The sequence below is a fragment of the Sutcliffiella horikoshii genome (assembly GCF_019931755.1).
In the GTDB taxonomy this organism is placed as follows: domain Bacteria; phylum Bacillota; class Bacilli; order Bacillales; family Bacillaceae_I; genus Sutcliffiella_A; species Sutcliffiella_A horikoshii_E.
Map to the genome: position 1 here is coordinate 22,975 of NZ_CP082918.1, position 15,202 is coordinate 38,176.

Below are 15,202 nucleotides of genomic sequence, written 5' to 3' on the forward strand. Positions count from 1 at the left end.
CTACCTCCCGCCGGAGTCTCATACCTTGCACTACAATCAACAGGGGACATCCCTAACGTTATTTTGGAAGTAAAAAAAGGAGGAATAAACATGTTGGATTTGAAGTTATTGCGTGCGAATTTTGAGGAGATTAAGGGAAAGCTGCAGCATAGAGGGGAAGATTTGTCAGACTTGGACCGCTTTGAAGAGCTGGATGCGAAAAGAAGAGACCTTCTTGTTCAAACAGAGCAATTGAAAAGTAAGCGTAATGAGGTTTCTCAGCAAATTGCTGCCATGAAACGCGAAAAGCAAGATGCTGATCACTTGATCAAGGAAATGCGTGAAGTAGGAGACAAGGTTAAGGAATTGGATGAAGAGTTAAGAGGAGTAGAAGAAGCGCTTGAACTGCTACTTTTATCTATTCCAAACATCCCGCACGAAAGTGTTCCTGTTGGAGAAACTGAAGATGACAATGTGGAGATCCGTAAATGGGGCGAGGTACCAAACTTCGGATTTGAAGCGAAAGCGCATTGGGATATCGCGGATGAGCTTGGAGTACTAGATTTTGAACGAGCGGGTAAGGTCACTGGTAGCCGTTTTGTTTTCTACCGCGGCTTAGGTGCAAGACTTGAGAGAGCATTATTCAACTTCATGTTAGACTTGCATGTGGATGAGCATGGCTATACAGAAGTGCTACCACCATACATGGTAAACCGTGCGAGCATGACTGGTACAGGACAGCTTCCTAAATTTGAAGAAGATGCTTTCTTGATTGAGAAAGAAGATTACTTCTTGGTTCCGACTGCAGAGGTACCGATTACGAATATGCACCGTGAAGAGATTTTAAGTGGCGATCAATTGCCGATCAATTATGCTGCATTCAGTGCTTGCTTCCGCTCTGAGGCTGGATCTGCAGGCCGTGACACTCGCGGGTTGATTCGTCAGCATCAGTTCAATAAAGTGGAGCTTGTGAAGTTTGTAAAACCGGAAGAATCTTATGAAGAGCTGGAGAAACTGACTGGCAATGCGGAAAAAGTATTACAGCTGCTTGGACTTCCATACCGCGTATTGAGCATGTGTACAGCAGATCTTGGCTTTACAGCAGCCAAGAAATACGACATCGAAGTTTGGATCCCGAGCCAGGAAACATACCGTGAAATCTCTTCTTGCAGTAATTTTGAGAGCTTTCAGGCACGCCGTGCAGGCATCCGTTTCCGTCGCGATCCAAAAGCAAAGCCGGAGCATGTGCATACGCTAAATGGATCTGGACTTGCGGTTGGACGTACAGTAGCGGCAATCATGGAAAACTACCAACAAGAAGATGGTTCTGTCATCATTCCGGAAGTATTGCGTCCATATATGGGTGGTAAAGAAATTTTGACTAAATAGTGAACAATGGGAGGATAGGGAGAAAAATCTCTATCCTTTTGTTATATCGTGTTGACATCACTTTTGAAGATATGATATATTACTCTTTGTCATACGGAGGAATACCCAAGTCTGGCTGAAGGGATCGGTCTTGAAAACCGACAGGGGTGTCAAAGCCCGCGGGGGTTCGAATCCCTCTTCCTCCTCCATTGATTTTAAAGAATGTTTTACCGATAGCGCATAAACTGGAGTATGTTCGTTACATTATGGAGAAGTAACGACTTTTTTATTGCCTGAGATGAAGCGACGTCATCTTTTTGGCAAACTGTAAGCTGCCCAATTAGGGTGGCTTATTTTTTTTGTACAATACTAAAATAACAAAAGACCGGGGCCACATAGCCTCGGTCTTTTGTTCGTGTCGTTTATTTTTTTAGTAACTGTGATTGCTTCATGTGATGGGAGATCTTTTCGATGATTGGTTCGATGGAATCTCCATTGCTTAGCACGTCGTACTCGTTGATGTTTAGGCGGAGTACCGGGCATGCGTGGAAGTTGTTGATCCATCGCTCATAGCGTTCATGCATTTCTTCCCAATAGGAAATCGGCGTCTGCTGTTCCATCGGGCGTCCGCGTTCTTGAATGCGGCCAAGGATATCGTCCAGGCTTCCTTCTAGGTAAATCAATAGGTCAGGATGAGGGAAGTAAGGTGTCATTACCATTGCTTCAAACAGGCTGGTGTACGTATCATAGTCGACCTGTGTCATCGTACCCTTTTCATAATGCATATTGGCAAAGATGCCAGTATCTTCGTAGATGGAGCGGTCTTGAATAAAGCCGCCGCCATATTCAAAGATTTTTTTCTGATCTTTAAAACGTTCTGCCAGAAAGTAAATTTGTAAATGAAAGCTCCAACGCTCGAAATCAGCGTAAAATTTATCTAGGTATGGATTGGTGTCTACTTTTTCAAAAGAGGTACGAAAACCAAGGGCGTTTGCCAAAGCATTCGTCATCGTAGATTTACCGACTCCCACTGTTCCGGCAATCGTAATGACCGCGTTAGAGGGGATGCCGTATTTTTGACGTAAATTCATTATACGTTAACTCCTTTATTCAAGGTATCTTTCAGCTGTTGGAAGATACGCTGTAGGTCTTCATCTCGTTGTACAAAGTCAACCTCGTCTCCGTTAAAGCGCAGGATCGGCAGGGAAGGGTATTGTTCTTCGAGGCGATCCATTTCTTCATCGTAATCAAGACTTAGCTGTTGAAGATATAGTGGATCAATTTTCTTTTCGATATCACGGCCACGCTTTTCAATTCTTGTTAGTAGCGTGTCCAGGCTTGCATTTAAATAAATGATGACATTTGGCTTTGGCATGTCTTCCGTTAAAATATCGTATATTTTAAGGTATTTATCATATTGCTTGTCCTTTAGTGTGCGTTTAGCGAAAATAAGGTTTTTCAGGATATGATAATCAGCTACTACCGGTTTATGTTGCTTTAGGTGGTGCTGATCGATGTCTTCGAGTTGTTTGTATCTATTGCATAGGAAAAACATTTCCGTTTGAAAACTCCACTCGTCGATGTTTTCGTAGAATTTTCCGAGGAAAGGATTTTCGTCTACTATTTCTTTTAATAATTGATATTGGAACTCTTCTGCAATTTTTTTTGCAAGTGAGGTCTTTCCAACACCAATGGGTCCTTCAACTGTTATAAATGGTGTTGCTTGCACCAGGATGCCCCCTTTATAAGCGTGTGACTACATCAATATTTTGACAGACAATTAGTATTCTATCATAGATATGGGGGTTGTGGAGGAACAATTTGAGGGAGGTTGGAGAGTGGATGTAACAGTCGATCTCCGTTCCAGGCGCTTCGCTTGCCTGCGGGCGGTCCGGGAGCCTCCTCACAACGCTTCAGGGGTCTCCCCTGTCCCTTCCTCCCGCGGGCGTCTGCGCGCCTTCCACTACGATCAACTAGGTTGCTGCATTAAATATTAAAGGACCGGGTTCCCCCAGTCCTCAGAAGTTGTAATAGAAACGCTCGGTTGGGTTTTTTACGACATTGAAGTTATCTGTGATCAATAGCCAGTTTTGCGGAAAAGGTAGGCCTAGCTTCCAATAGCTGATACCGCGTAAGTTAAGTTCTTTTATGAGATCAAATTTTGCCTGTATGGATCGTGCGTCTTCAAACCAGACCTCATGCTCCTTGCCGTCCTTACTGTATTTGAAGGTAGGCGCCTGTGCCTCTTCATCGTAAGTAATTGCGACATTGTTTTCTGCTGCCAGCTGAATGGCTGCCTGTGGGCTTATTGCTTTAGCAAATTCTCCGCCTTGGACGAAGGGAAGCGTCCAGTCATATCCATAGAGGTTTTGACCCATCATGATTTTTTCACTCGGCATTTCCGTGATCGCATATTCTAATACCTCTCGAACAGGTCCAATCGGAGAGACTGCCATTGGTGGACCTCCGCTATATCCCCACTCATACGTCATAATGACGACAAAATCGACAATTTCCCCATGTGCTTTGTAGTCATGGGCCTCATACCATTTTCCTTTTTGATCGGCTTTTGTTTTGGGAGCGAGGGCGGTGGAGATGAGCCATCCTTCCTTTTTAAAGCGATCCCGGGCTTTTCGTAAGAATGTATTGTATGCTTCCTTGTCTGCCGGACGTAAATATTCAAAGTCAAAATGAATGTCTTTAAAATTATATTTTTTGGCAGTGGCTACGACATTATCAAGGAATTTATTCTGGACCTGCATGTCGTTCAGGATGATGCGGCCGAGTTCGTCACTGAAGCCGTCCTCTTCTAAATTGGTAAGCACCATCATCAAGATGACATTGTCTTCTGCAGCGATGGCAGGAAGATTGGTAAGCGGTGGTTCTTTCAGTGATCCGTCCCGCAGCACCTGAAAGCTAAATGGTGCAAGGTATGTTAAATAGGGAGCGGCATTGCGCGAGCTCTGTTGCAGTTCTTGAGATACCGTGTTTCCACGGGGTTCCACATACGCATTGATTTCGGCTTCTCTTTTCGGTTGTGGAGGAATATAAAGACGCAGCCCCACTCGTAAAGGGGTGGCAGGATTTAATTGGTTTATTTCAATTAACTGTTCAGGTGTGGTGTTGTACCTTCTTGCTATCGAAAAAATCGTATCTCCCTGCTGGACAAAATAAAAACGCCCCACAATGGGGATCACCAGTGCCTGGCCGACAACGAGCCTATCGGGATTGGGAAGATCATTGGCTTCAATAATATCCTGTGGGGTAGTAGCGTATGCCTGTGCAATCCCGCTGAGCGTCTGACCTTGGCTTACGACATGTATTTGCATGGTTCGTCCCTCCTATTCATTATCCTTTATCAATGTATGAACGGGTCGGGGGATTCATGCAAGCAACCTTACTGTTGGCTTAGAAACTTAGCTGTTGGACTGACATCCGCCTTCAGCACATTTTCCATCATGCGTAATGCGTACATATGGTCTTGGTCATCCGCAGAAGCTATTGCATCACTTGGTATGACTAATTCAAACTCTCTCATATAGGCGTCATTTGCCGTGAATAGGACACATATATTCCCTGCAAGTCCTGTAAGGATAAGTTTCTTAACATTAAGTTGAGAAAGCAGGGTATGCAATGCCGTCCCAAAGAAGGCGGAATGCTTCGGCTTGATGAGGAAAAAGTCGTCCCCATCGGGATACAATGCCTTCATGATTGGTTCGCTCCACTTATTCTTGCATTTATCCATGATTTTATCGTAATCGGCCTGCCATAAGTTATAATGATCATTAATATAGATAACAGGGAGTCCTTCCTTGTGCATATATTCTTTGATTGCTTTAATATTAGGGACCATCTTGGTTGTTTTTTCTGCCAGGATGCTTCCATGCTTGAATTGAAAATCGTTTATAATATCGATAATTAAAAGAGCGGTTTGTTTCATTATGTAAAATCACCTCGTAGAGATTAGTCTATGGAAAAGAGGTGGAGAATATAAATAGGCAAGGAAAAGAAGGGAAAGGTCTAAATGCAAGATGAACATTTTATGAAGATGGCAATAGAAGAGGCGAAAAAAGCGGAGGCGCTTAAAGAAGTACCGATTGGTGCCGTGCTAGTTCATGACGGTAAAGTCATCGCAAAAGGATATAATCTCAGGGAAACCACCCAAAGGTCGATCACGCATGCTGAAATTCTGGTGATTGATCAAGCGTGTGAAGCCTTGCAAACATGGCGGTTAGAGGAAGCGATCCTTTACGTAACATTGGAACCATGTCCGATGTGTGCCGGGGCCATCATCCAATCGCGTATTAAAAAAGTGGTATACGGTGCCAAGGATCCAAAAGCGGGTTGTGCAGGTACTCTCATGAACATTCTGCAAGATTCACGATTTAACCACCAGACAGAAGTCGCAAGTGGTATAATGGAAGAAGAATGTGGTGAACTGCTGTCCTCCTTTTTCAGGAAGCTTCGTCAGCAGAAAAAAGAGAAGAAGCAACAACTACGAGAACTTAACTCCTAATAATTTACAGTAGTAGACGGTTGCATTTTTTCCACTTACCCGTTATACTAAATTATGCGTCGAGTTAATGACGCAAACCAACTTATGGTTTTAATTTTGTCGTGCTAAGCGGGGAGGTAGCGGTGCCCTGAACTCGCAATCCGCTCTAGCGAGGCTGAATCCCTTCTCGAGGTTAGTAGACTGTAGGGTCTGCCTCAAGTAAGTGGTGTTGACACCTGGGTCCTGCGCAATGGGAACCCGTGAACCATGTCAGGTCCGGAAGGAAGCAGCATTAAGCGGACTCTCTCATGTGCCGCAGGGTTGCCTGGGTCGAGCTAACTGCTTGAGTAACGCTTATGGTGACTAATCGACAGAAGGTGCACGGCAGTTTAATAATACAAATCAAACTCACTCCAGTTAATGGGGTGAGTTTTTTCATATTCAAAATGTTAACCAGACTAGTGGATTGGAGCGGAAGACACTCGACTCCGGCGGGAGGTAGCGGTAGGTTGAGACCCCACAGGCGAAGCCGAGGAGGCTCAAGCATCGCCCCGCGGAAAGCGAGTGACTGCAGCGAAAAGGAACGGTCAATCTATACAGTCAATTAATAATGATAGACATGGAACAAACATTTTATTTTATAGAAGCCATACGGTATAATGAAAGAGGATAAAAAAGAAGGAGGGCATATTGGTGGCATATCAAGCTTTATATCGTGTTTTTAGACCACAAACCTTTGCAGATGTCGTGGGACAAGAACATATAACCAAAACCTTACAAAACGCCCTGCTTCAACAGAAGTTTTCTCACGCCTACTTGTTCTCCGGTCCAAGAGGAACAGGAAAAACAAGTGCGGCAAAAATATTAGCAAAAGCAGTGAACTGCGAACATGCACCAGTTGCGGAACCATGCAACGAATGTTCCGCCTGTAAAGGAATTACGGACGGTTCCATTTCGGATGTCATAGAAATTGATGCAGCCTCCAATAATGGAGTAGATGAAATCCGGGACATCCGTGACAAAGTCAAATATGCTCCAAGTTCCGTGAAATATAAAGTTTACATTATAGATGAAGTACATATGCTTTCCATCGGTGCGTTCAACGCGTTACTTAAAACGTTAGAAGAACCACCAAAGCACGTTATCTTTATATTGGCTACAACCGAGCCCCATAAGATCCCGCTTACCATCATCTCGCGTTGTCAGCGCTTTGATTTTAAAAGGATCACGGGTGAGTCGATTGTCGGAAGGCTTTCTACTGTTTTACAAGCACAAGAAATAGAAGCAGAACCCCAATCTCTGGCTATCATTGCCCGAGCGGCAGAAGGCGGGATGCGTGATGCCCTCAGTTTGATGGATCAGGCAATCTCCTTCAGTGACGGTCTGTTAACTGTCCAAGATGCACTTGCGATAACGGGATCTGTCTCACAAAGCTTTATGACAGATATCGTAAACGGCCTGTATCACAAAAATGTGGCAGAAGCGCTGGATTCACTGAACCAAGTATTCCAATCAGGTAAAGATCCTGCAAGGTTTTTGGAAGATCTTATCTTCTATTACCGGGACATGCTTTTATATAAAACGGCACCAAACTTGGAACAGATTCTCGACAGGGTACAGGTGGATCAAGCATTTCAGCGATTTGCAGAGGAAATCCCTGCGGAAACAATCTATGAAACGATTGATATCCTGAATAAAAGCCAACAGGAAATGAAGTGGACGAACCATCCGCGTATTTATCTCGAAGTGGCGATTGTGAAGCTTTGTCAGCTTGAAGCCCAGGCTAAGGAATCGGCGAATCAAGACCAGGTAAATGTTTTGCAAAAGAAGATTGCTATGCTAGAAAGCAAAGTGAAAGAACTTGCGGCTGGAAATGTAGGGGGAGCGGCAAAAGCTAATGCACCAAGCAAGGCTCCTGCTAGAAGTGGCGGCGGCTCCAGAAATGGCTTCAAGCCTGCGACAGGTCGAATCCAGGAAGTGTTGAAGCAGGCAACAAGAGGTGATTTGGAAAGTATTAAAGGCAGCTGGGCACAGTTGCTGGAGGCACTCCGCAAGCAAAATAAAGTTTCTCATGCTGCATTATTGACCGACAGTGAACCTGTAGCTGCAGCAAGCAGTGCTTTTGTGTTAAAGTTTAAATATGAGATACATTGCAAGATGGCATCAGATGAACCGGTTAAGCAAAACCTGGAACAAATCATCCTGGACCTTACCGGAAAATCATATGACATGCTGGCCGTTCCTGAAGAAGAATGGCTGAAGATCCGAGAAGGCTTTATTCGCGGACAAAAAAATGATGAAGAGGGCAGCGAAACACAAGATGACCCGTTCATTGAAGAAGCGAAGAAACTTGTCGGTCCCGATCTTGTAGAAATTAAAGAATAATAAACAATAATATAAAATATTAGGAGGAATTTATTATGATGCGTGGCGGCGGAATGGGTAACATGCAAAAAATGATGAAACAAATGCAAAAGATGCAAAAGGATATGGCGAAAGCACAGGAAGAGCTGGCTGAAAAGACAATGGAAGGTACAGCTGGTGGCGGAATGGTCACAGTTGTAGTCAATGGTCAAAAAGAAATCATTGAAGTGAATATTAAAGAAGAAGTAGTAGACCCGGAAGATATCGAAATGCTACAAGACTTAGTTCTTGCTGCAACAAACGATGCCCTTAAGAAAATGGAAGAGCTGACAAATGATACAATGGGCCAGTTCACTAAAGGGTTAAACATGCCAGGACTATTCTAGGAGGACCTTTATGCATTATCCTGAGCCTATATCAAAGCTGATCGACAGCTTTATGAAATTGCCAGGTATCGGCCCGAAAACGGCCGCTCGTCTGGCTTTTTTCGTACTTAACATGAAAGAAGATACCGTATTGGACTTTGCCAAAGCATTAGTGAATGCAAAGAGAAACCTTTCCTATTGTTCTGTATGCGGACATATCACTGATAAAGATCCTTGCTATATTTGTGAGGATAATAGAAGAGACAGAACCATCATCTGTGTGGTACAAGAAACGAAAGATGTTATCGCGATGGAAAAGATGCGGGACTATAATGGTCTTTATCATGTCCTTCACGGAGCAATATCCCCAATGGATGGAATCGGTCCAGAGGATATCAAAATACCGGAACTTATTAAACGACTGCAAGACGATGAAGTGCAAGAACTCATCCTTGCAACCAATCCCAATATTGAAGGCGAAGCAACAGCGATGTATATTTCTAGGTTATTAAAGCCATCCGGAATAAAAATGACCCGTATTGCTCATGGACTTCCTGTTGGAGGAGATCTAGAATATGCAGATGAAGTAACGTTATCCAAAGCCCTTGAAGGAAGAAGGGAAATATAAGGTAGATGTAAGTAAACGATTCATGATCTCAGACAAAGGGGTTATCATAACCTATGTTTTTTCGAAAAAAAGACCGCTTAAAAAAACAATATGATGCCAAGTTGATGGAAACGACGGAAGACTGTAAGAATCGGTGGGCCAAACAAAAAAGTTTGGTAGATAAAAGCGTCGATCCTTCAGAAGAAGTCATCTGCCAATTAAAAATTGCAGAAGCGAAATATCTCTTCCTATTAAGGGAAGTCCGAACTCGTATGGTGAAAAAGTAGCTGGGAATCTCCTTAGCTGCTTTTTTTAATGCCTTCTATAACTTCTTATTAAAGTAGCAAGTTCTTAATCCGTTCTTACATTCATATAGTTTAGTACAAGCTGGCAAGAGGAGGGATTATGATGGAACCGTTACTTGTAATAGGTGTGATATGCGGGTTGATCCTGCTTGTTCTTTTGGTGGGGACACCGATAAAACCGTTGCGTTTTGCAGGCCAAGCCCTTATAAAAGTAATGATCGGTGCACTCTTTTTATTCTTTTTAAATGCATTCGGCAACTCTATGGGCATTTATGTGCCAATCAATCCTGCTACCGCTGCAGTCTCAGGTCTGCTGGGGATACCAGGCGTCGTATCTTTGGTGATTATTCAAATGTATATATTATAAGAAGAGATTGCGTGTTTTTTAGTGACGGTTTAGGTTCAAAAAACTGATAACACCGCCCTCCTATAAAAAAAGGAGGTTTTTTTATTTTTTTCGTTGACTTACCTTTATTAAAAATGGTATATTATATTTCGTTGTCACAAACGATCGCATACAGGGTTTGAAAATAACTTTTAAAAAAGTTGTTGACTTCATTCGAAAGTATGTGATAAGATAATAAAGTCGCTTCGAGAGAACGACGAAAAAGAGTTCTTTGAAAACTAAACAAAACAACAGCGTCATAAGTCGGTTCTACGGAACACGACAAAATGATTTTAAGTAACACAAGCTAGCAAATTTTGAGCAAAAGCTCAGACTCTTTATTGGAGAGTTTGATCCTGGCTCAGGACGAACGCTGGCGGCGTGCCTAATACATGCAAGTCGAGCGGACCTTTCAAAAGCTTGCTTTTGAAAGGTCAGCGGCGGACGGGTGAGTAACACGTGGGCAACCTGCCTGTAAGACTGGGATAACTTCGGGAAACCGGAGCTAATACCGGATAATATAAGGAACCTCCTGGTTCTTTATTGAAAGATGGTTTCGGCTATCACTTGCAGATGGGCCCGCGGCGCATTAGCTAGTTGGTGAGGTAACGGCTCACCAAGGCGACGATGCGTAGCCGACCTGAGAGGGTGATCGGCCACACTGGGACTGAGACACGGCCCAGACTCCTACGGGAGGCAGCAGTAGGGAATCTTCCACAATGGACGAAAGTCTGATGGAGCAACGCCGCGTGAGCGATGAAGGCCTTCGGGTCGTAAAGCTCTGTTGTTAGGGAAGAACAAGTGCGAGAGTAACTGCTCGCACCTTGACGGTACCTAACCAGAAAGCCACGGCTAACTACGTGCCAGCAGCCGCGGTAATACGTAGGTGGCAAGCGTTGTCCGGAATTATTGGGCGTAAAGCGCGCGCAGGTGGTCCTTTAAGTCTGATGTGAAAGCCCACGGCTCAACCGTGGAGGGTCATTGGAAACTGGGGGACTTGAGTGCAGAAGAGGAAAGTGGAATTCCAAGTGTAGCGGTGAAATGCGTAGAGATTTGGAGGAACACCAGTGGCGAAGGCGACTTTCTGGTCTGTAACTGACACTGAGGCGCGAAAGCGTGGGGAGCAAACAGGATTAGATACCCTGGTAGTCCACGCCGTAAACGATGAGTGCTAAGTGTTAGAGGGTTTCCGCCCTTTAGTGCTGCAGCTAACGCATTAAGCACTCCGCCTGGGGAGTACGGTCGCAAGACTGAAACTCAAAGGAATTGACGGGGGCCCGCACAAGCGGTGGAGCATGTGGTTTAATTCGAAGCAACGCGAAGAACCTTACCAGGTCTTGACATCCTCTGACACTCCTAGAGATAGGACGTTCCCCTTCGGGGGACAGAGTGACAGGTGGTGCATGGTTGTCGTCAGCTCGTGTCGTGAGATGTTGGGTTAAGTCCCGCAACGAGCGCAACCCTTGATCTTAGTTGCCAGCATTCAGTTGGGCACTCTAAGGTGACTGCCGGTGACAAACCGGAGGAAGGTGGGGATGACGTCAAATCATCATGCCCCTTATGACCTGGGCTACACACGTGCTACAATGGACGGTACAAAGGGCAGCAAAACCGCGAGGTCGAGCCAATCCCATAAAACCGTTCTCAGTTCGGATTGCAGGCTGCAACTCGCCTGCATGAAGCCGGAATCGCTAGTAATCGCGGATCAGCATGCCGCGGTGAATACGTTCCCGGGCCTTGTACACACCGCCCGTCACACCACGAGAGTTTGTAACACCCGAAGTCGGTGGGGTAACCTTTTGGAGCCAGCCGCCTAAGGTGGGACAGATGATTGGGGTGAAGTCGTAACAAGGTAGCCGTATCGGAAGGTGCGGCTGGATCACCTCCTTTCTAAGGAATGTACGCTTGTTGTTTTGTTTAGTTTTGAGAGATCTCTCTCATAGATAGTCGGGGCCTATAGCTCAGCTGGTTAGAGCGCACGCCTGATAAGCGTGAGGTCGGTGGTTCGAGTCCACTTAGGCCCACCATTTTTTAATTATAGAACTTTTATGGGGCCTTAGCTCAGCTGGGAGAGCGCCTGCTTTGCACGCAGGAGGTCAGCGGTTCGATCCCGCTAGGCTCCACCAAGATGTTTTCACTCCGTGAAAATTATCATCCATAGACAATTCTTACGAATTGTCATATAAGATAAATCATTCGATTTATCCTTGTTGTTCCTTGAAAACTAGATAATGTAACTAATATCAAGATATTCACAAAATATCGTTCATCTTAGTAATTTTCTTTATAGATATCATCGCTGATATCGACACATGACCATATTGGTCAACGGTTAAGTTATTAAGGGCGCACGGTGGATGCCTTGGCACTAGGAGCCGATGAAGGACGGGACTAACACCGATATGCTTCGGGGAGCTGTAAGTAAGCTTTGATCCGGAGATTTCCGAATGGGGAAACCCACTGCTCGTAATGGAGCAGTATCCTTATCTGAATACATAGGGTATGGAAGGCAGACCCGGGGAACTGAAACATCTTAGTACCCGGAGGAAGAGAAAGCAAACGCGATTTCCTGAGTAGCGGCGAGCGAAACGGAATTAGCCCAAACCAAGAGGCTTGCCTCTTGGGGTTGTAGGACACTCAACATGGAGTTACAAAGGAACGGGGTAAATGAAGCGATCTGGAAAGGTCCGTCATAGAAGGTAAAAACCCTGTAGTTGAAACTTCGTTCCCTCCTGAGTGGATCCTGAGTACGGCGGGACACGAGAAATCCCGTCGGAAGCAGGGAGGACCATCTCCCAAGGCTAAATACTCCCTAGTGACCGATAGTGAACCAGTACCGTGAGGGAAAGGTGAAAAGCACCCCGGAAGGGGAGTGAAATAGATCCTGAAACCGTGTGCCTACAAGTAGTTAGAGCCCGTTAATGGGTGATAGCGTGCCTTTTGTAGAATGAACCGGCGAGTTACGATTACGTGCAAGGTTAAGTCGATGAGACGGAGCCGTAGCGAAAGCGAGTCTGAATAGGGCGCATGAGTACGTGGTCGTAGACCCGAAACCAGGTGATCTACCCATGTCCAGGGTGAAGTTCAGGTAACACTGAATGGAGGCCCGAACCGACTCACGTTGAAAAGTGAGCGGATGAGGTGTGGGTAGGGGTGAAATGCCAATCGAACCTGGAGATAGCTGGTTCTCTCCGAAATAGCTTTAGGGCTAGCCTCATGTGTTAGAGTCTTGGAGGTAGAGCACTGATTGGACTAGGGGTCCTCATCGGATTACCGAATTCAGTCAAACTCCGAATGCCAAAGACTTATCCATGGGAGTCAGACTGCGAGTGATAAGATCCGTAGTCAAGAGGGAAACAGCCCAGACCGCCAGCTAAGGTCCCCAAGTATACGTTAAGTGGAAAAGGATGTGGAGTTGCTTAGACAACCAGGATGTTGGCTTAGAAGCAGCCACCATTTAAAGAGTGCGTAATAGCTCACTGGTCGAGTGACTCTGCGCCGAAAATGTACCGGGGCTAAACGTATCACCGAAGCTGCGGACTGTTCTTACGAACAGTGGTAGGAGAGCGTTCTAAGGGCGTTGAAGCTAGACCGTAAGGACTGGTGGAGCGCTTAGAAGTGAGAATGCCGGTATGAGTAGCGAAAGAAGGGTGAGAATCCCTTCCACCGAATGCCTAAGGTTTCCTGAGGAAGGCTCGTCCGCTCAGGGTTAGTCGGGACCTAAGCCGAGGCCGAAAGGCGTAGGCGATGGATAACAGGTTGATATTCCTGTACCACCTCCACTCCGTTTGAGCAATGGGGGGACGCAGAAGGATAGGGTAAGCGCGCTGTTGGATATGCGCGTCTAAGCAGTAAGGCTGAGAAGTAGGCAAATCCGCTTCTCATTAAGGCTGAGCTGTGATAGCGAGGGAAATATAGTACCGAAGTTCCTGATTTCACACTGCCAAGAAAAGCCTCTAGCGAGGAGTATGGTGCCCGTACCGCAAACCGACACAGGTAGGCGAGGAGAGAATCCTAAGGTGAGCGAGAGAACTCTGGTTAAGGAACTCGGCAAAATGACCCCGTAACTTCGGGAGAAGGGGTGCTCTGTTAGGGTGTTAAAGCCCGAGAGAGCCGCAGTGAATAGGCCCAGGCGACTGTTTAGCAAAAACACAGGTCTCTGCGAAGCCGTAAGGCGAAGTATAGGGGCTGACGCCTGCCCGGTGCTGGAAGGTTAAGGGGAGAGGTTAGCGCAAGCGAAGCTTTGAACCGAAGCCCCAGTAAACGGCGGCCGTAACTATAACGGTCCTAAGGTAGCGAAATTCCTTGTCGGGTAAGTTCCGACCCGCACGAAAGGCGTAACGATCTGGGCACTGTCTCAACCAGAGACTCGGTGAAATTATAGTACCTGTGAAGATGCAGGTTACCCGCGACAGGACGGAAAGACCCCGTGGAGCTTTACTGTAGCCTGATATTGAATTTTGGTACAGCTTGTACAGGATAGGTAGGAGCCTGAGAAGCCGGAGCGCTAGCTTCGGTGGAGGCGTCGGTGGGATACTACCCTGGCTGTATTGAAATTCTAACCCGCAGCCCTTATCGGGCTGGGAGACAGTGTCAGGTGGGCAGTTTGACTGGGGCGGTCGCCTCCTAAAGAGTAACGGAGGCGCCCAAAGGTTCCCTCAGAATGGTTGGAAATCATTCGCAGAGTGTAAAGGCACAAGGGAGCTTGACTGCGAGACCTACAAGTCGAGCAGGGACGAAAGTCGGGCTTAGTGATCCGGTGGTTCCGCATGGAAGGGCCATCGCTCAACGGATAAAAGCTACCCCGGGGATAACAGGCTTATCTCCCCCAAGAGTCCACATCGACGGGGAGGTTTGGCACCTCGATGTCGGCTCATCGCATCCTGGGGCTGTAGTCGGTCCCAAGGGTTGGGCTGTTCGCCCATTAAAGCGGTACGCGAGCTGGGTTCAGAACGTCGTGAGACAGTTCGGTCCCTATCCGTCGTGGGCGCAGGAAATTTGAGAGGAGCTGTCCTTAGTACGAGAGGACCGGGATGGACGCACCGCTGGTGTACCAGTTGTCTTGCCAAAGGCATAGCTGGGTAGCTACGTGCGGACGGGATAAGTGCTGAAAGCATCTAAGCATGAAGCCCCCCTCAAGATGAGATTTCCTTTTGCTTCGGCAAGTAAGATCCCTGAAAGATGATCAGGTAGATAGGTTCGAGGTGGAAGCATGGTGACATGTGCAGCTGACGAATACTAATCGATCGAGGACTTAACCCAAATAAGTATTGAAATAAGTGAACGATATGAATATCTTGATAAGAACACATTATCTAGTTTTGAAGGATCAAC

The 15,202-nt window shown here is 46.0% G+C and carries 11 protein-coding genes, 3 tRNA genes, 2 rRNA genes and 1 other RNA gene; 13 read left to right on the top strand and 4 right to left on the bottom strand.

Going from position 1 to position 15,202, the window contains the following annotated elements:
- Positions 1-90 precede the first annotated feature (90 nt).
- Together serS and K7887_RS00100 are read left to right on the top strand one after the other, a co-directional pair.
- Complete coding sequence (gene serS, locus K7887_RS00095) at positions 91-1,368, top strand: serine--tRNA ligase (RefSeq protein WP_223491710.1); 1,278 nt, start codon at positions 91-93, stop codon at positions 1,366-1,368.
- 95 nt (positions 1,369-1,463) lie between these two features.
- A tRNA-Ser gene (locus K7887_RS00100) sits at positions 1,464-1,556 on the top strand.
- 213 nt (positions 1,557-1,769) lie between these two features.
- Here the strand turns inward: K7887_RS00100 and K7887_RS00105 are convergent.
- The 4 genes from K7887_RS00105 to K7887_RS00120 all read right to left on the bottom strand — a co-directional run bounded on the left by K7887_RS00105 (position 1,770) and on the right by K7887_RS00120 (position 5,287).
- Entirely contained in the window at positions 1,770-2,438 is a 669-nt protein-coding gene (locus tag K7887_RS00105) for a deoxynucleoside kinase (protein WP_060667146.1), read from the bottom strand.
- Positions 2,438-3,076, bottom strand: coding sequence for a deoxynucleoside kinase (locus K7887_RS00110; RefSeq protein WP_148990342.1), 639 nt, complete (start codon positions 3,074-3,076; stop codon positions 2,438-2,440). Before K7887_RS00110 ends, K7887_RS00105 begins: the two co-directional genes overlap by 1 nt.
- A 289-nt stretch (positions 3,077-3,365) precedes the next feature.
- The gene (locus K7887_RS00115; protein ID WP_223491711.1) at positions 3,366-4,676 is read right to left on the bottom strand and encodes a glycoside hydrolase family 18 protein; all 1,311 of its coding nucleotides are present in this window, start codon (positions 4,674-4,676) and stop codon (positions 3,366-3,368) included.
- A gap of 68 nt (positions 4,677-4,744) precedes the next feature.
- Entirely contained in the window at positions 4,745-5,287 is a 543-nt protein-coding gene (locus tag K7887_RS00120; protein ID WP_223491712.1) for a cysteine hydrolase family protein, read from the bottom strand.
- A gap of 84 nt (positions 5,288-5,371) precedes the next feature.
- Here K7887_RS00120 and tadA point away from each other — a divergent pair, with 84 nt between their 5' ends.
- From tadA to K7887_RS00175, 11 genes are all read left to right on the top strand, one after another.
- Positions 5,372-5,863 carry a tRNA adenosine(34) deaminase TadA gene (tadA, locus tag K7887_RS00125; RefSeq protein ID WP_223491713.1) on the top strand — a complete coding sequence of 164 codons (492 nt, stop codon included), beginning with the start codon at positions 5,372-5,374 and terminating at the stop codon, positions 5,861-5,863.
- A gap of 99 nt (positions 5,864-5,962) precedes the next feature.
- Positions 5,963-6,227: signal recognition particle sRNA large type (ffs, locus tag K7887_RS00130), an RNA gene on the top strand.
- Positions 6,228-6,535: 308 nt separating this feature from the next.
- The gene (gene dnaX, locus K7887_RS00135; protein WP_223491714.1) at positions 6,536-8,227 is read left to right on the top strand and encodes a DNA polymerase III subunit gamma/tau; all 1,692 of its coding nucleotides are present in this window, start codon (positions 6,536-6,538) and stop codon (positions 8,225-8,227) included.
- Positions 8,228-8,265: 38 nt separating this feature from the next.
- On the top strand, positions 8,266-8,592 hold the full coding sequence (locus K7887_RS00140; RefSeq protein WP_087942025.1) for a YbaB/EbfC family nucleoid-associated protein: 327 nt from the start codon (positions 8,266-8,268) through the stop codon (positions 8,590-8,592).
- Positions 8,593-8,602: 10 nt separating this feature from the next.
- Positions 8,603-9,199, top strand: coding sequence for a recombination mediator RecR (gene recR, locus K7887_RS00145; protein WP_047972597.1), 597 nt, complete (start codon positions 8,603-8,605; stop codon positions 9,197-9,199).
- A gap of 53 nt (positions 9,200-9,252) precedes the next feature.
- On the top strand, positions 9,253-9,465 hold the full coding sequence (locus tag K7887_RS00150) for a YaaL family protein (RefSeq protein WP_060667154.1): 213 nt from the start codon (positions 9,253-9,255) through the stop codon (positions 9,463-9,465).
- A 121-nt stretch (positions 9,466-9,586) separates the two neighbouring features.
- The gene (locus K7887_RS00155; protein ID WP_088016624.1) at positions 9,587-9,850 is read left to right on the top strand and encodes a pro-sigmaK processing inhibitor BofA family protein; all 264 of its coding nucleotides are present in this window, start codon (positions 9,587-9,589) and stop codon (positions 9,848-9,850) included.
- A gap of 356 nt (positions 9,851-10,206) precedes the next feature.
- Positions 10,207-11,758 (top strand): 16S ribosomal RNA (locus K7887_RS00160).
- A gap of 60 nt (positions 11,759-11,818) precedes the next feature.
- Positions 11,819-11,895, top strand: a tRNA-Ile gene (locus tag K7887_RS00165).
- 23 nt (positions 11,896-11,918) lie between these two features.
- A tRNA-Ala gene (locus tag K7887_RS00170) sits at positions 11,919-11,994 on the top strand.
- Between the two features lie 204 nt (positions 11,995-12,198).
- Positions 12,199-15,130 (top strand): 23S ribosomal RNA (locus K7887_RS00175).
- The 16S and 23S rRNA genes sit together here with 2 tRNA genes alongside, the layout of an rRNA operon.
- Positions 15,131-15,202: the final 72 nt, after the last annotated feature.